Origin of the sequence: Pseudoalteromonas sp. Ld20, from assembly GCF_045064175.1 — a bacterium.
GTDB classification, from domain to species: domain Bacteria; phylum Pseudomonadota; class Gammaproteobacteria; order Enterobacterales; family Alteromonadaceae; genus Pseudoalteromonas; species Pseudoalteromonas neustonica.
Genome location: NZ_JBISHB010000023.1, coordinates 70,004 through 88,318, shown reverse-complemented (window position 1 = coordinate 88,318; position 18,315 = coordinate 70,004). Strand labels below are relative to the sequence as shown.

Genomic DNA, 18,315 nt, shown 5'->3' with positions numbered 1-18,315 from the left:
TGATGAAATAGAGTAAATACATAAGGTGTATGGCTTTTTACTCAAGGAGGACATTAATTTTTTTCACTTTACCTGAGAATAATTCTTAACTACTTTATAGGCTATATTTCGAACATTAACCACAAAGTGGTTTGTTTATTGCTATCTTCATTGCGATGTTTCTTTTTGATGGGTTTTTTATCATTTATTGCACTAAAATTGTGCAATTAAATTTTAATTGCACTGTCATAAAGCATAAACATAACTTTGATTTACTAACAAACAATGTTTTTACGTATAACACCCCTGCATATGTTGAGTAGTTGAACACAGCACGGTGGCAAGGATTAATTAACCAAAAGGTTTAGTTGGAGCCCGCTATGTTAAGCAAACGATTTTTTAAAACCAAAAATGAAGCTGAAGTGACATTTGAATTTCAGCACCCGGAAGCTGAAGAAGTTCAACTTGTTGCTGAGTTTACTGATTGGCAACCCGTTAATATGAAGTTCAACAAGAAAGGGCGCTGTTTTAAATTCAAACAACGATTACCAAGTGATCAACAGTTCCACTTTAGATATTTAGTAAATGGCTGCATTTGGGACAATGATCATCAAGCTGATGGTTACATTGCAAATAGCTTCGGAACAGAAAATAGTATAGTTAATACACAACGTATATAAGGCGCGATTATGGAGTCACTTTCGCAGCTTTTTTACCTGCATGGAATTGGGTATGAGTATACAAAGTACACTGGTGAACACGTTATTTTTAGTGACGAAACTCGCGGTGCGGCATTAAGTTGCTGTGGGATTGATATTACAAATAATGCTGAAGTTGAACATTTAAATGTCACCTTAGATGCAAATAAATGGCTGCAACTAGTGCCTAATTGCAGCATTGTCTGCGAAGAGAAACCAATATTCAAAATACGTATTGATCAACGTTTATTGGCGCAACATTGTGTTATTTCATTCATGGAACTTGAACTAGAAAATATTAATGTCTGTTTGGCTGATTTAATGTGTACTGGCGATTATATATTTAACGGTATTAAATATTTAGAACTTGCTTGTCCATTACCTAAACTACCAATCGGTTATCACCATGTTCGTGTTGACGTTGCTGAAATATCTGGAGTGACCCAATTGTGGGTAACACCAAAGCACAGTTACCAAGTAACAGAAAAAAAACAAAGCGGGCTTTCAATCCAACTTTACAGTTTAAAAAATAAAGCGGGATTAGGAATAGGCGATTTTACTGATTTGCTTGATTTAGTTAAGCAAGCTGCAACACACCAGCTCGATTACATCCTATTAAACCCATTGCACTTACTGTTTTGTGAACAGCCAGAACGAGCAAGCCCTTATAGTCCAAATAGCCGAGCATTATTAAACCCGCTTTATATTGCTGTTGAGTCATGTGAAGATTATCTTGATAATGAATCAGTTGCGATTTTTATGAAAAATGCAGATATTCTGGATTTTAAAGTTACTAATCAGCAGGCGCAATATATTGATTACACAGCTGTAAATTATTTTAAATATGCTGTTTTTAAGTTGCTGTATCAAGGTTTTTGTCAATCTGGAAGTCGTGTCCGTAAGCAGTTATTTGCAGATTTTTGTCTGCAACATAGCGAAACACTCGCGACTTTGAAAGTGGATGATCTTGAGTTTGCGAGCTATCTTCAGTGGCAGGCCCACCTACAATTAAAGCAGTGCCAAGTGGTTGCGCGTGAAAGTGGCATGAGTATAGGTTTAATTAATGATTTAGCTGTTGGCTGTGCTGGTGATGGTAGTGAGTATCTTAATCAGCAACACTTATTTACAGATTCTGCTTATGTTGGCGCGCCACCAGACCCTTGGGCTGAACAAGGTCAAAATTGGGGGCTACCAGCACTTAACCCGATTAAGATTAGCGATAATAACTTTGCTTATTATCGAGCATTGATCCGCGCCAATATGGAAAACGTGGGAGGCTTACGGATTGACCATGTAATGGCTATTCGCCGTTTATGGTGGTGTTTTAACAACCAATACCAGCAAGATGGCTGTTATGTTTATTATCCATTTGAACATTTGCTGGCTGTTTTAACCATTGAATCTCATTTAAATCAATGTATTGTAATTGGTGAAGATTTGGGTGTCGTACCGCCTGAAGTCAAAGCTGCATTAGCTGACAAAGCAATCTTCTCAAATGGCTTATTTTACTTTGAAAAGGATTGTGACGGTGAATTTTTACCTGTTAGTTCTTTTTCAGCGCAATCATTATTGATGGTTGCAAATCATGATGTACCGCCTTTTTTTGGCTGGTGGCAAGGCTGTGATCTGAGTTTAAAATATGACTATGAATTAATTGATGAATCGCAATTAATTCAACAACAACAAGCAAGAGACTTAGAAAGGCAGCGATTATTACGTTTCTTGGCAAACTGTGGAAAATCACTGTGTTTACAAAGCCCAGTGAGTGATGTTTATCAGGCGCTAACATTAAGTTTAGCTCATTCACCCGCACGTTTATTTACTATCCAACTAGACGATTTAGATGATCAAACCCTACCTGTAAATATCCCAGGGACAGATAAGGAATACCCTAATTGGCGTAGAGTGCTCACTTATTCAAGTGAAAGCATTTTCGATCGTCATCGTGAATTCCTGCGTGCTATTAATTCCATAAGGACTAATTAAATGAACAGTATTGTTCGTAAACAATCGACGTTGCAGCACTATGGCCCGCAAGTTAATGCATTACAGCGTGGTTGTTTTAAAGACCCATTTAGCTTTTTAGGAACGCATTCAATTTCTGAAACAAAAAGTGAAGTACGTTGTTACATGCCAGGCGCTGGCAAAGTAAGTTTAAAGCTTGGTGAGCAAAGATTAGAGTGCGCACGATACTCTGAGTCAGATTTATTCATAGCAGATGTTAATAGTAAAGATATGGGCACTTATCAATTTGTGGTTGATTATGGTGAATACGAAATTATTTGCGATGACGTTTACAGCTTCGAAAGTAGCCTTGATGACAGCGCGATGTATTTGTTTAATGAAGGGACATTAGAGCACGCATATCGACACCTTGGTGCGCATTTTATTGAATTATCAGGTAAACAAGGGGTGCGTTTTAGCGTGTGGGCACCAAATGCGAGTAGTGTTTCTGTTATTGGTGAATTTAACCACTGGCAAAAAAGCCAGCATTTTATGCGTTTTCATCCAGCATCGGGTGTGTGGGATCTATTTATTCCTGAATTAACACAAGGCCAGTGCTACAAATTTGCAATTACAACGTTAAGTGGTGAGGTGCTTGAAAAAGCTGATCCATTTGCTTTTAAAATGCAACAAGCGCCAGGGACAGCATCAGTATTACAAATTCGCCCACCTGCTATAGCGTTGACTAAAGAAATGCAAGCGCAAAGGGTCAAGCGAAATGCAATAGATGCACCCATTAGTATTTATGAAGTCCACTTGGGCTCATGGCAGCGAGAGGCTGGGGATCGTTACTTAAATTATCGAGAATTAGCACAGCGCTTAATTGGGTATGTAATTGAGCAAGGCTTCACGCATATTCAATTAATGCCAATTAGTGAATTCCCATTTGATGGTTCTTGGGGATACCAGCCGGTTGGTTTATTTGCACCGACGAGTCGATTTGGCGGTTTGGATGATTTTAGATATTTTGTAGAGCAATGCCACTTAAAAAATATTGGTTTGCTTATTGACTGGGTTCCCGGTCATTTCCCAAGTGATCCGCATGGCCTACATTGTTTTGATGGCACGCATTTATTTGAACATGCTGACGCGCGCCAGGGTTTTCACCCAGATTGGAATACATACATCTATAACTATGATCGTCCTGAAATTCGTAGTTTTTTAGTTGCTAATGCAATGTATTGGCTTGAAGAGTTTGCGATTGATGGCTTACGTGTTGATGCGGTAGCGTCGATGCTCTACCTAGATTACAGCCGTAAAGAAGGTCAATGGATCCCAAATTGCTATGGTGGTCGTGAGAATTTAGGAGCGATTGAATGCCTAAAACAAGTCAACTTACGCAGCTATGCCAATAACCCTGGCATCATGATGGTTGCTGAAGAGTCAACAGCGTGGCCAGGAGTTACACGTCAAGTAGATCAAGATGGCTTAGGTTTTGGTTATAAATGGAATATGGGTTGGATGAATGACAGTTTGCATTATATGCAACGTGATCCTTTGTATCGCCAGCATCATCATCATGAATTAACTTTTTCAATGGTGTATGCCTTTAGTGAAAATTATGTTTTACCTTTGAGCCACGATGAAGTGGTGCATGGTAAAGGCTCATTACTCGAAAAGATGCCCGGAGATGATTGGCAAAAGTTTGCAAACTTACGTGCTTATTATGCATTTATGTGGGCGCATCCAGGTAAAAAGCTATTGTTTATGGGGGGGGAAATAGCTCAGCGCAGTGAATGGAACCACGATCAATCACTCGATTGGCATTTATTGGAACACATTTCGCATCAAGGTGTACAGCGTACGATTAGTCAACTTAACAAAGTATATACCTCTGAACCAGCGCTACATCAACTAGATAATGATCCAAGAGGTTTTAGTTGGATTGATAGCCAAAATGCACAGCAAAGTATTTTTAGTTTTATTCGATTCGCTAAAAAAGCCAGCGATTATGTTGTCGTGATCAGTAACTTAACACCCACGGTTTATCATGATTATTGTATTGGTGTGCCAAGTGCTGGTGAGTTTAAGGTCATTTTAAATACAGATGAGGAAGCGTTATTTGGTTCAGGAGTGCATGTTGTAGCATTAACGGAGCAAGTAATAAGTACTGTTGCGACTGCAAGTCATGGCCATCAACATAGTATTAAATTGTCTTTGCCTGCGCTTGCGACAATTTATTTAAAAAAGGTGTCTGATGAGCCTATCAATTGAGTTAAATCAAGGTCATATATCTCCGTTGGGGGCAAACGTCGTTGACTCGGGTGTTAATTTTGCTGTTTATGCACCTTTTGCTAAGCAATTATATGTATGTTTGTTTGATGCAAGTGGGCATACCGAAGTACTGAAATTGGCGATGAATAATAATGAAGGTGGAATTTGGAGCTTATATATCAGTCCACTCGCGCCAGGTACGTTATACGGCTATCGAGCTGAAGGCGATTATCAGCCTAAAAAAGGCTTATTCTTTAACAGCCAAAAATTATTGATAGACCCCTACGCAAAAGATTTATTTGGTGAGTTTACATGGAGTGAGCGTCATTATGGTCAAATGCCTATTGGAACATTCAGTGCAGTAAACAACGCAATTGACATGCCTAAATCTAAAGTCACTGAATTACAGCCTTATAAAGGTAAAAAGCCCGCGCATGACTGGAGTAAAACAGTTATTTATGAATGTCATGTAAAAGGCGCGACAGCTCGACATCCATCAATTCCAAGTCAGCTCCAAGGTACATATTTGGGCTTGAGTCATGCAAGTTTTATAGAACACTTACGAAAGCTAGGGGTAACAACATTAGAGCTTTTACCTGTTCATAGTTTTATCAGTGAACAATTTTTAACAGCGAAAGGTTTGCAAAACTATTGGGGTTATAACTCTTTAAATTTTTTTACCCCGCATAAAGATTACTTAGTAAATGGCGAAGTAGCAGAGTTTCAGCAAATGGTAACTAAGCTACATAAAGCAGATATTGAAGTTATTTTAGATGTTGTATACAACCATACCGCAGAAGCAGGCAGTGATGGTCCAATTTTGTCTTGGCGTGGGTTAAATAACCTCGGTTATTATCGTTCAATTAATAACAACCCAGAAGTTTATATTAACGATACCGGTTGTGGTAATACGTTGAATATAGATGACCCCTATACTTTGAAAATGGTGCTAGACAGTCTGCGTTATTGGGTTGAAGTGATGGGGGTTGATGGTTTTAGATTTGATTTAGCCACTATTCTAGGGCGTACTCCTCATGGTTTTAGTCAAACACATAGCTTTTTACAAGCAATAAACCAAGATCCTGTTTTAAGCCAAGTAAAGCTTATCGCAGAGCCTTGGGACATAGGGCCCGGTGGTTATCAGCTTGGTGCATTTCCTGCTCCTTGGCGTGAATGGAACGATAAATATCGAGATGTTGTCAGACGATTTTGGCAAGGTGAAGGCAATATGTTACCTGAGCTTGCAAAGCGTTTGCATGGTTCATTTGACTTGTTTGAACATAATCTACGAGGCCCGTTAAATAGTATTAACTTTATAACTAGCCACGACGGCTTTACATTAACAGATCTCGTTAGCTATGAGCAAAAACATAACGAAGCTAATGGTGAACAAAACCGTGATGGTCATAGTGCAAATTATTCGTTTAATTGTGGTTTTGAAGGGTTCACTGATGATGTAGAAATTACCAAATTACGCTTACAGCAACAAAAGAACCTACTTCTTACATTATTACTTTCTAAAGGCGTTCCTATGCTGTCGGCCGGCAGCGAAATGGGTCACTCGCAGGGCGGTAATAACAATGCATACTGCCAGAACAATCGTACCAGCTGGTTAGCTTGGAAAGACTCTCAACGTCAACACAGCTTAACCCGTTTTATTGACGACGTGTTGAGTATACGTAAAGAGCATAATGTTTTTAAGCACAGTGTGTTTTTGCATGACAGCGATAATCGATTTTGCGTTGATTGGTATTCTGAAGAAAGTAAAGCGATGGAAGAAAGTGATTGGCATGATGGCTCTAAGCAATTTTTAATGTATAGCCTGCGGGATTTACAGGCCAAAACAGCACTACTCATTATATTGAATGCCAGTAAAGTGAAGGTCAAATGCCAATTACCCGTGAGTAATGGGTTATCTACATGGAGTTTAGCGATATCGAGTGTTGATCAAGCAATGATCAAAAGTACGGATGAATTTGAGGTTGCTGCACAAAGCAGCTGGGTTTTTACTGCCAATTTAGAGGACGAATGTCATGGCTAATAATGGTGAACAAATGTGTGTAGCTAAAGGATGGCAAGATGCTCCTTTAATTGATGAAAGTACGCTTGAAGATGATTTATCACGCCATTTTTACTATACCTTAGGGCGTGATCGAGTCGGTAAATCTCAACTATATTTATATAATGCGTTAGCATTGACAATTCGTGATCGTTTAGTAGCTCGTTGCAGAGCAACGAAGCAACAAATGAATAGCGAAAAACGTCGTAAAACAGCTTATATCTCATTAGAGTTTTTGATGGGCCGTGCACTTGGTAATGCAATTCTAAATTTAGATTTAGATGATCAGGTTAAGGATGCGCTCAATCAGTACTGTGCCAAAATAGAAGATGTGGCAGAAGCCGAGCATGACGCTGGCCTAGGAAATGGCGGCTTAGGGCGTTTAGCTGCATGTTTTTTAGATAGCTGTGCAAGCCTTGCTTTACCTGTAACGGGTTATGGTATTCGTTACGAATACGGCATGTTTAACCAATCAATTGAAAATGGTCATCAAATTGAACAACCAGATAATTGGTTACGTGAAGGGCATCCATGGGAACTCAGCGCGCCAGAACAAGCTAAACGAATTAAATTTTTTGGTCACGTAGAGAGCTATACTGATAAAAAAGGACGTGTTCATCGTCAATGGCTAGACACACATGATGTACTCGCTGTCCCTTATGATGTACCAATTCCTGGTTATAAAAATAACATAGTTAACACATTAAGATTATGGAAGTCCGAAGCCACGGATGAATTTGATTTAAGCGAATTTAATGCGGGTAGTTATTCGGAAGCGGTTGCTCACAAAAATCTTGCTGAACAAATTACGATGGTATTGTATCCCAATGATACCAGTGAAAATGGTAAAGAATTACGCTTAAGGCAACAGTACTTTTTATCGTCAGCCAGCTTGCAAGATATCATCGGTGTATGGGTTTCACAACACGGTGAAGATTTTAGTGACTTTGCAGACTTTCATGTTTTCCAACTCAACGACACTCACCCAAGTATAGCCGTAGCTGAATTAATGAGGCTGTTAATTGATGATTATGATCTAGATTGGGACGATGCTTGGGAAATAACAACCAAAACAATGGCATATACTAATCATACATTATTACCAGAAGCACTTGAAAAATGGTCGGTGTCACTATTTGCACGTTTATTACCACGCATTTTAGAAATTATTTATGAAATTAACGCACGCTTTCTTGCTCACGTTGCGCTTGCGTGGCCAGGGGATGTGGTAAAACAACAAGCACTTTCTTTAATTGAAGAAGGTCCTGAGCCACAGGTTCGTATGGCTTACTTAGCGATTGTTGGTAGCTTTTCTGTCAATGGTGTTGCAGCACTTCACACAGAACTATTAAAAGAAGGGCTATTTAAAACATTTTATGAGTTATGGCCAGAAAAATTCAACAATAAAACAAACGGTGTCACACCTAGGCGCTGGCTTGCCCATTGTAACCCTAAATTAACCAAACTAATTGGCGAAAAAATAGGAGATAATTGGGTGGGTGATTTTTCACAAATCAGTCAGTTACGTCGTTATTTTGATGACGCTAAATTTCACCAACAATGGCAAGCAGTTAAGCTTGAAAATAAGCAGCGCTTAGTTGATTTAGTTAAAGAGCGATGCGGTGTTGAGTTCGATACGAGTATGATGTTTGATGTGCATGTAAAACGTATTCACGAATACAAACGCCAACTACTTAATGTCCTCCATGTAATTCACCTTTATGACCGCATTCGCCGTGGTGATACTGCTAATTTAGTGCCTCGCTGTGTACTACTTGGTGGTAAAGCAGCACCAGGGTATTACATGGCAAAGCGGATTATCAAACTTATCAATAATGTCGCTGATGTAATAAATAAAGACCCGCTTGCTAAGCCATTTTTAAGAGTTGCCTTTTTACCAAATTATAACGTCACAGCCATGGAAACTATTTGTCCTGCAACCGATCTTTCTGAACAGATATCAACTGCCGGAAAAGAAGCTTCGGGCACTGGTAACATGAAATTTATGATGAATGGTGCATTGACAATTGGTACGTTAGACGGTGCAAATATTGAAATTCGAGATGCTGTTGGCGCTGATAATTTCTTCTTGTTTGGCGCACAAACTGAACAAATTGACGGTATTAAGCAAAGTTATAATCCGTTACATTTAATTCATAATACCCCTGATTTACTTAATGTAATGCAGTTGCTAGAAAGTGGCCACTTCAATTTATTTGAGCCAGGATTATTTGACGACATTATAAATGCAATTAAAAGCCCTCATGATCCATGGCTTGTAGCGCATGATTTTGAGAGCTTTGTACACGCCCAACGTGCCGTTGAGCACGCCTACTTAGATCAACAGCATTGGACACAGATGAGTATTTTAAATACGGCAGCCAGTGGTGTTTTCTCAAGTGATAGAACGATAAGCCAATACAGTAATGATATTTGGCATCTAGAAGCATTAACAACAACTAGTTCGGCCAATCAAGTCGCTAGTAACAGCTTAGATTAATACGGAGATAAATTATGCCAAGTTATGCAAATCGCTATATTAGTAGTTTAACAAGGGAAACTTATGCACTAATTCTGGCGGGCGGCAGAGGTTCACGCCTGCATGAGTTAACAAACTGGCGGGCCAAGCCAGCCGTTTATTTTGGTGGCAAGCATCGAATCATCGATTTTCCACTGTCTAATTGTATTAACTCGGGTATACGACGTGTGGGCATTGCGACGCAATATAAGTCACACTCGTTGATCCGTCATGTTAATCGCGCGTGGGGACACTTCAAAAAAGAGCTTGGTGAGTCTGTTGAAATTTTACCAGCATCACAGCGTTATGGTGACGAATGGTATTGTGGTACTGCGGATGCCGTTTTTCAAAACATGGATATTATCCGCCATGAGTTACCAAAGTATGTCATGATTTTATCTGGGGATCATGTATACCGCATGGATTACGGTGGTTTATTAGCAAAGCATTTGGAAACTGGCGCGGATATGACGGTATGTTGTATTGAAGTTCCTTGTGAAGAAGCTGCAGACACATTCGGCGTTATGACGGTAGATGAAGAAAAGCGTGTTCGTCGCTTCGATGAAAAACCAGCGGCACCAAGTTCAATTCCAGGCAAACCGGGTACATGTTTAGCATCAATGGGGAATTATGTATTTAATACCGAGTTTTTATTTGAGCAATTGAAAAAAGATGCTGAAAATGAAGGGTCTGGACGTGATTTTGGCCACGATATTATCCCTGCTATCATTGAGGAGCATAATGTATTTGCCTTTCCATTTAGAGATCCAGGCCATGAAGGTCAACCTTACTGGCGTGATGTGGGCACCCTTGATTCATTTTGGGAAGCAAATATGGAGCTTGTAATGCCAGAGCCTCAGCTAGACTTATATGACCCAACATGGCCAATTTGGACATACCAAGAGCAACTACCTCCTGCAAAATTCATTTTTGATAATGATGAGCGTCGTGGTATGGCCGTTGATTCTACCGTTTCGGGCGGGTGCATCATCTCGGGCTCGGTTGTGCGAAAATCACTGCTGTTCTCAAATGTACATATACGTTCATATTGTGAAATTGAAGAGTCGGTTATATTACCAGGTGCCATCATACAGCGAAACTGTCGTATTCGCCGTGCCATAATAGATCGCGGGTGCGAGATCCCAGCAGGGGTTGAGATTGGTTTTGACCGTAAAGCAGATGAAGAAAATGGTTTTAGAGTATCTAAAAAGGGTATTGTACTAGTTACCCGTGATATGCTCACTGAGCTTGCAAAAAAACTTGAGCGCCAAGAGCGTGATAAAAAGCAATTAGCCTAGGGCGTGTTGATCTTTTGTGATTAATTTTGCAGCAGTATGTTTGGTATTTAGGTAATAACGCAGTATGAATTCTAAACATGCGCTGCCCAAAGGGTTCTTCCTAGGGGCGATTAACTCTTTGTTACCTACACGGATGTAGGTAAGGGGCGTGAGTAGGGCGCACAAGCTTTGCTCGATTTTACTTAGCCCGCTCGATTAAATCGCCTCTAGATTGAACGAGTTTTAATCTTGAAAGGTCAAAAGACCCTAATAAATCAGTTGTAGGAAATAAAGAAAATATGCATGTATTAATGGTTGCAGCCGAAAATGACACGTTACCAAATGCTAAAGTCGGCGGTGTTGCTGATGTGATTAGAGATAGTCCAAAAGCATTAGCACAAAGAGGGCTAACAGTTGATGTTGTTATACCTGATTATGGTTTTAGCGTATTGAGCAAAGAGCATCTTGGATTATTATATGTGCCATTTGCAGGCTACATTCATGAAATACATGCATGGGAAATTAACTCAGTTGATAATGGGGTAAGGCAATTAGTTTTGTCTCACCCTTATTTTAGTCAGCATAATGGCGCGGTATATTGCAATGACGAACCTGGTAGGCCATTCGCTACAGATGCAACTAAGTTTGCACTGTTTAATGCTGGCGTTTGTGAAGCATTATTACAAGGTATATTTATACGCCCTGACGTGTTGCACCTACATGATTGGCATAGTGCCTGCGCGGCATTATTGCTAAAGTTTGATCATCGTTTTACTGCATTTTCACAATTAAAAACAGTGTTTACAGTACATAATATAGCTTTACAGGGGATCCGACCTTTTAAAGGCGATGATTCGAGCCTTGAAGCTTGGTTTCCATCATTAAGTTATGACGGCCATTTATTGTGTGATCCTAGGTACCCGCATTGTTTTAATCCAATGCGTACCGCGATTAATCTTGCAGATAAAGTACATTTAGTATCACCCACTTATGCGCTGGAAGTTTTAGCTGCAAGTTCACCTGAAAATGGTTTCTTCGGTGGTGAAGGCCTTGAGAAAGATTTACAAAAGGGAGCAGAAGAAAATAAAGTCGTTGGTATTTTAAATGGCTGTGAGTACCCAACTCATGAAGCAAATTCAACACTTCAATTAACTGACTTATATGAAGAAATAGAGTCAACTCTATTTGGTTGGATCGCTCAAAAAACTACATTAGTTAGTAGTTTTTATATTGCTCACCAACGATTAATAGGCTTTCAAAAACAAAAAAATAAAGGACCTTTGATCACCAGTGTAGGCCGATTGACTGATCAAAAGGTATTGTTATTACACCAAACCTATCAAAATAAATATGTAATTGATCATCTTTGTGAAAAATTAGCACAGCACCAAGGCAATATGATTATTTTAGGCTCTGGGGATGAAAAATTAGAGCAGATAATGACAGAAGCCATGGCTCGCAATTGTAATTTGCTGTTCCTTAAAGGGTATGGACATAAAGTGGGGGAGGACCTTTATGAGCTTGGCGATCTATTCTTAATGCCAAGTTCATTCGAGCCATGTGGAATTAGTCAAATGTTAGCTATGCGTGCTGGGCAACCCTGTTTAGTTCATGGCGTTGGCGGCCTTAAAGATACGATAAATCACTTAGAAACGGGTTTCAGTTTTACTGGTAACTCACTTGAAACTCAATGTGAAGGCTTGATTGATTGCTTTTCAGATACCCTTAATTTACGAGCCCACAAGCCAAAGCAATGGCAGAATATAGTGCAACAAGCGAGGGCGGCTCGCTTTACATGGTCGAAAGTCGCTCAGGAGTACATTAGTAAACTTTATTGTTAGTACTGCAATTTGCCACCTTTCTAGTTATAATGTGTTTATATTTCAAGGTGGCCTAGTCTTTTTTTATTGGTTTATAGGCTTGATTAATAAAAAATACTGTAAAAGGCTGACTAGTGGAAGTATTTGTAGCAAGGCAAGCAATTTTTAATCGTCGGCAGTCTGTGGTTGCCTACGAGTTATTATTTCGTAATAGCATTAATAATTGCTTTCCTAATATTGACGAAAGTGTAGCTACAGCCAAATTAATTGTAGAAAATCAACTAAACTTCGGCACTCGCCATATTACATGTGGTAAGAAAGCGCTTATTAATATAGGCCCAGATTCATTAAAAATGGATTTGTGCAGCTTTTTACCCCCCCAAGACGTTGTGCTTGAATTATTAGAAACTATAGAGCCGACAGAAGAAAACTATCAATTATGTAAAGAGTTGTTTAAAAAAGAGTTTACATTAGCTTTAGATGATTTTATCTATGATCCTAAATGGGATCGATTTTTGAAATTTGTTAAGTTGATAAAGTTTGATATTCAAATCACTCCTCTAAACCAAATCGAATCGCTTATAGTGCGCTTTAAAAAATACAAAAATTTAAAACTATTAGCAGAGAAAATAGAAACGCTTGCTGATTTTAAAGTCGCTCATGCAATGGGATTCGACTATTTTCAAGGGTATTTTTTTGCTAAACCACTGTTGATTCAACAAAAAGATATCGATATGAATCATGCGCTGGCATTGTCTATCTATGCTCAAGCGATGAAAGAGAATCCTGATATTAATGCGATAGCAGCTCTTTTTCAGCTTGATACTGCCCTTGCTTTCAAATTATTACGGTTGATAAACAGTGGGGTGTTCCCGGTTCAAAAAGAAATAGAATCATTAAAGCAAGCATTGGTGTATCTGGGTCATGATCATATCAAAAAGTTTATCAGTCTTTTAGTGACGGCCCATGTAGCGCAAAGTAAGCCAAATGAATTAATTAAAATGTGCATAATTCGAGCGCGATTTTGTGAATTGATAGCAAAAAAAGTGGCACCAGCCAATGCGAATAGTGCATTCTTAACAGGGTTATTTTCATTGTTGGATGCCATATTAGATAGGCCGATGGATCAGTTGCTTTTACGTTTACCTTTCCCTGACATAATCAAGTCGGCGTTAATGGAAGAAAAGAATAATCTTTATTATATCCTCGAAATTGTTAAAGCATATGAATCTGGAAGCTGGTGGGCGCTAGAGCAAGCCGTAATATTATTAAATATCCCAAGTGATATACTGCCAAGTTTATATAAAAATGCTTTAGAATGGTCTAACAACCATAAATATAATTAAAAGGATTTAACAATGCGAAATCACAGTATAGATGTTATTCGTGGTATTGCTGTGCTTGGCTTAATGTATATGAATGCATATTCATTCGGGCTATTTGAATTTGGCTATGTTGCTTCAGCGTCACCTCCGTTTTCAGATCATGTTATTAAATTGAGCAGTCTCTTATTTGTCGATGGACGTTTTCGGAGCCTATTTTGTATTCTTTTTGGGGTTGGGTTATATATTCAATGGCAACGAAATAATGATTTATCACGTTTAACTAAGCGTTTAAAAATACTCGCCGTGTTTGGTTTACTTCACGGTTTTTTACTGTGGGCTGGTGATATATTATTCATTTACGCATGCGCAGGTTGGGTCGTAATTAAATACCTCGACGCAGAAAGTAACATGCAATTAAAGCGTGGTTTTCAATTTCTTTTACTCGGTTCAGTTATCACCGTTTTATTAGGTTTATTATCCCCCCCAATCGTTATTACACGTGATTCAGCTGAGTTTTTAGACCATTTTTATACGTATAGTGAATCAGGAAGCTCTGTGTATTTGAGCAACATGGCAATGTTTGGCTTTATGCTTGTGATACTTCCTTTTATTACCGTATGGATGACCGCAGGGCTTATGCTGCTTGGTATTTATGCTTACAAAAATAATGTGTTTGAAAATGGTTTACCTAAAAAAGTGTTAATCATTTCGCTGTTTTGTTCCGGGATTTTAAGCTGCACTAGAATATTACTAGAATCTCAAAATAGCACATTCGATATTGCGATCTTAGAACCTATAACGTGGTTCTCAGCTTTGTTCATGGCTTTAATTATTATACATGTTGTGGTTAAATTAGTAACAGTGAAAGGGATTCTACTTACAGGCTTGCAATCCGTTGGGCGGTTGGCTTTAACCTTGTATATTATGCAAAGTGTTTTGTTAGTGATGTTATTTAAAATGCTTTATCCGGAATGGGTTCTGACATTCGATCGAATTGATTATTGGTTAATTGCTACTTCAATTGCCTTATTTCAGCTCGTTTTTAGTGTACTTTATAGACGTTACTTTGACCAAGGGCCCTTGGAGTTTATTTGGCGTAAATTGGCTAGCTAGTTTATTTGGGACTATTCTCAGAGGTAGTAATAAACTGGAGAAATAGATGAAGCGCTATTTATTTATCATTCTATCGTGTATTTCATTGCACTTAAGTGCTGTTGAGCCTTTTTCTGTACTATTTGTGAACCCTTCAGTTAAAGGGGACCCATTTTGGGAGAAAGTACAAAGTATTGCAGAGGTGGCTGCAAAACAAAACAATATAAGCCTGGATGTGATCTATGGAGAAGGCAATCGTTATATTCAGCTCTCGGAGCTTAATAAATACTTACAATATCGCGCTACGCCTGACTATGTAGTATTGCTGAATTACCCCGGTGGGGCTGAGCAATCAATGAATTTGCTTAAGCAGTACAACGTTAATTTTATTACTCTAGAACAAACAATTACAGGCGATGAACGGGGATCAATTGGCGAACCACAAGCACGTTATAAAAATTGGCTAGGTGAAATTTATCATGATAATTTTAAAGCAGGCCGGGGTTTGGCTGATGCATTAATCACTCATTCTAAAAATCAAGGTCGCCAGCCTCACGTTGTGGCTATAAATGGGCATTATGGTACTGAGTCAGATGCAAGAAGCGATGGTTTAAAAGCCTATTTAGCTGATAACAAATTGCAATTAAGCCAAACAGTCTATGCGGGCTGGTCAAAACTTGAAGCTATCACCAAGACAAAAAAATTAATTCAACGGTATCCAAAAACTAACGTAATTTGGAGTGCATCTGATTTAATGGCATTGGGAGCTTACACAGGGGTTTCTAATGCGAAAAATTATTCAATGGGTGGCTTTGATTGGTTAAAAGATAATTTACGCTTAATAAAGCAGGATAAATTGGCTGCAAGTGTTGGAGGTCACTTTATGATGGCAGGCTGGGCGTTGATAACATTGGTTGATTTAAGAAACGGCCACGATTACTGGAAAAATAACACCAATATTGAAATAGATCTTGATGTGATCACAAAAGACAATATCAATCAATATGAGTATCTTATCGATGTGAATAATTGGTCTTTTGTAGATTTTAACCGCTATCGCCTTCTCGATAACGAACAACTTAGCTACCGCTTTGATATAAAAAGCCTGCGTAAAGATAACCTTAATCTAGAAAAATAACCGCGCAATATTTTTATCGCTGGTTTAAACTATCGGCCTTTGAAATTAATATGAATATGGCTCATGACAGACTTAAAACGATTAAATAAATTTATTAGCGATACCGGTTTTTGTTCGCGACGAGAGGCTGATAAATATATTGAAGATGGTCGTGTTACTGTTAATGGCATTCGCCCTGAAATGGGCGTTAAAGTTTCAGCGAGTGATAATGTTCTTATTGATGGTAAAGCATTAAAAAAGGTCCCTAAGCGAGCTTATATAGCTTATAACAAGCCTGTAGGGATCACCTGTACAACTGAACGCAAAATTCAAAGTAATATTGTCAAAGCAGTTAACTACCCCGACCGTATATTTCCAATTGGGCGGTTAGATCGTCCTTCAGAAGGTCTGATTTTTTTAACAAACGAAGGTGACATCGTTAATAAAATTCTTCGAGCGGGTAATAACCACGAGAAAGAGTATGTTGTTACCGTTGATAAGCCGCTAAATCGACAATTTGTAAGTAAAATGTCGGGTGGCCTACCAATTTTGGATACTGTTACTAAAAAATGTAAAGTAACTCAAACAGGTGCGCAGCAATTTACCATAGTGCTTACCCAAGGCTTGAATCGACAAATTCGTCGAATGTGTGAATATTTAGGGTATGAAGTTGTTACGCTAAAACGTGTTCGAATTATGAATGTTACTTTAAAGGGCTTAAAGGTTGGGCAGTGGCGCCATCTTAGCGATTTAGAAATGGCAGAGATTAACAACTCAATAATGGATTCAGGGAAAACTCAAGAACATTCAATTGATGAGAATAAAAATAACCTGATTTTCGATAATAAAAAAACCTTTAAAAAACGAGTTACAAACACGCAAAGCGTCGCTAAAAGTACTATAAAAAGAACATCCCCCCGCACAAGTACAAAACGTGTGACCGGCACATTGAGTTTAAAAAAATAATGACATAATTAACACTAAAATTGACGCAGCTTGCGTTACTTTTAGTGTGATTTTTAATTAAGCATTTAGATGGGGGAGTTCTATTACCCATTCAATACCATTTTTTGAACTCGTTATTTGATATTTACCATTAAGTGGGCCTGAAATAATACTTGCAACCATGGGAGCACTCAGCCCGACATGCCCACTATTACCTCTTTTACTCGTATAGAATGGCTTTAGCAGTTGCTCAATCGATAGCCCTTGTAAGCCATTACCATTATCAGAGTAGAGAATGTCAAATCCATCATTTTTTTCAGTAATAATTATATTAATCTGTGTCTTATCCGCTTGTGGTGCGTGGGTAAAAGAGTCTTGGATTAAATTATTAAATACGAGCGCTAATAACTCAGTATCTAGATTAAAATCTGATTGGTGGATATTCAACTGTAAATTAAACGTCAGACCATGGTATAGCTCTTGAGATAGAGTGAGGATATTTTTAATAAAACTCTCTAAGTTAGTATTTTTAAGTTTTCTAGGCCCCTTCGCTCTAGAGATCATTTTTAATAAATTAACGAACTCAGCTACACGCATCAAATTGTTCTCAGATAAAGTTATGCTTTCACTTGCATCTTTTAACTTGGCTTCTAGTTGAGTTGCGGATAAAGTTTTGTGCATATAACTAGACATAAGCGATTCAATGATGCTCTTTAAATGGGTTACAGCAGTAATGCTTGTACCTAAAGGTGTGTTTATTTCATGGGCAACACCAACAACCATTTGATTAATTGCGTGCGATAACTCTTGGCCTACACGTAAATTATGAGCTTCAATTAATTTAATCTGAGTGCTAACGCGCGCGACTATTTCGGCAGGGCGAAATGGTTTTGTTAAATAATCTACGCCACCAGCCTCTAATGCTTGCACTATGTTATCAGTGTCAGTTTGAGCACTTACAAAAATAATGGGGATATGTTTAGATTCGTCTTTGGATTTAAGGGTTTGACATAGCTCTATACCAGACATAACAGGCATTTTTATATCGGTAATAATAATATCTGGTCGTTTTTTTTCAACGAGTTGCAAAGCCAGAGCTGCATTGGTGGCAGCTCTAACAGTATGGTTTTCAGATTTTAAAATTAATTGGAGAACATGTAAATTTTCCACAATATCATCTACAATCAAAATATTAGCCATTTATTACCCCGTTAACATTATCTCATCAAGTATAGCCATAGTTAGAATATTTATTTTTTTAATATGA

The 18,315-nt window shown here is 38.4% G+C and carries 12 protein-coding genes; 11 read left to right on the top strand and 1 reads right to left on the bottom strand.

All coding sequences use genetic code 11. The features are described from left to right. Positions 1 to 359 precede the first annotated feature (359 nt). From ACJJVX_RS00665 to rluF, 11 genes are all read left to right on the top strand, one after another. On the top strand, positions 360 to 659 hold the full coding sequence (locus tag ACJJVX_RS00665; RefSeq protein WP_054203802.1) for an isoamylase early set domain-containing protein: 300 nt from the start codon (positions 360 to 362) through the stop codon (positions 657 to 659). A 9-nt stretch (positions 660 to 668) separates the two neighbouring features. Then, positions 669 to 2,663 (top strand): 4-alpha-glucanotransferase, encoded by a 1,995-nt coding sequence (malQ, locus tag ACJJVX_RS00660; protein WP_405629560.1) that lies wholly within the window; start codon positions 669 to 671, stop codon positions 2,661 to 2,663. Continuing rightward, positions 2,664 to 4,895: a 1,4-alpha-glucan branching protein GlgB gene (glgB, locus tag ACJJVX_RS00655; RefSeq protein WP_405629558.1), complete on the top strand. Its 2,232-nt coding sequence runs from the start codon at positions 2,664 to 2,666 to the stop codon at positions 4,893 to 4,895. Continuing rightward, a complete protein-coding gene (gene glgX, locus ACJJVX_RS00650) occupies positions 4,879 to 6,936 on the top strand; it encodes a glycogen debranching protein GlgX (RefSeq protein ID WP_054203799.1) in 2,058 nt (685 codons plus the stop codon). The genes glgB and glgX overlap by 17 nt, the downstream gene beginning before the upstream one ends. Further along, positions 6,929 to 9,454 carry a glycogen/starch/alpha-glucan phosphorylase gene (locus tag ACJJVX_RS00645; protein WP_405629555.1) on the top strand — a complete coding sequence of 842 codons (2,526 nt, stop codon included), beginning with the start codon at positions 6,929 to 6,931 and terminating at the stop codon, positions 9,452 to 9,454. The genes glgX and ACJJVX_RS00645 overlap by 8 nt, the downstream gene beginning before the upstream one ends. A 14-nt stretch (positions 9,455 to 9,468) precedes the next feature. Continuing rightward, on the top strand, positions 9,469 to 10,770 hold the full coding sequence (glgC, locus tag ACJJVX_RS00640; RefSeq protein WP_054203797.1) for a glucose-1-phosphate adenylyltransferase: 1,302 nt from the start codon (positions 9,469 to 9,471) through the stop codon (positions 10,768 to 10,770). Positions 10,771 to 11,048: 278 nt separating this feature from the next. After that, on the top strand, positions 11,049 to 12,590 hold the full coding sequence (locus tag ACJJVX_RS00635; RefSeq protein ID WP_405629553.1) for a glycogen synthase: 1,542 nt from the start codon (positions 11,049 to 11,051) through the stop codon (positions 12,588 to 12,590). Between the two features lie 113 nt (positions 12,591 to 12,703). Beyond that, positions 12,704 to 13,915: an EAL and HDOD domain-containing protein gene (locus ACJJVX_RS00630; RefSeq protein WP_054203795.1), complete on the top strand. Its 1,212-nt coding sequence runs from the start codon at positions 12,704 to 12,706 to the stop codon at positions 13,913 to 13,915. Between the two features lie 12 nt (positions 13,916 to 13,927). Then, positions 13,928 to 15,007 carry a DUF418 domain-containing protein gene (locus ACJJVX_RS00625; protein WP_212760595.1) on the top strand — a complete coding sequence of 360 codons (1,080 nt, stop codon included), beginning with the start codon at positions 13,928 to 13,930 and terminating at the stop codon, positions 15,005 to 15,007. A 46-nt stretch (positions 15,008 to 15,053) separates the two neighbouring features. Beyond that, the gene (locus ACJJVX_RS00620) at positions 15,054 to 16,124 is read left to right on the top strand and encodes an ABC transporter substrate-binding protein (RefSeq protein ID WP_054203794.1); all 1,071 of its coding nucleotides are present in this window, start codon (positions 15,054 to 15,056) and stop codon (positions 16,122 to 16,124) included. Between the two features lie 63 nt (positions 16,125 to 16,187). Further along, positions 16,188 to 17,069 (top strand): 23S rRNA pseudouridine(2604) synthase RluF, encoded by an 882-nt coding sequence (gene rluF / locus ACJJVX_RS00615; protein WP_054203793.1) that lies wholly within the window; start codon positions 16,188 to 16,190, stop codon positions 17,067 to 17,069. Positions 17,070 to 17,126: 57 nt separating this feature from the next. Here rluF and ACJJVX_RS00610 read toward each other — a convergent pair whose 3' ends face one another. Further along, the gene (locus ACJJVX_RS00610; RefSeq protein WP_054454664.1) at positions 17,127 to 18,248 is read right to left on the bottom strand and encodes a response regulator; all 1,122 of its coding nucleotides are present in this window, start codon (positions 18,246 to 18,248) and stop codon (positions 17,127 to 17,129) included. Positions 18,249 to 18,315 lie beyond the last annotated feature (67 nt).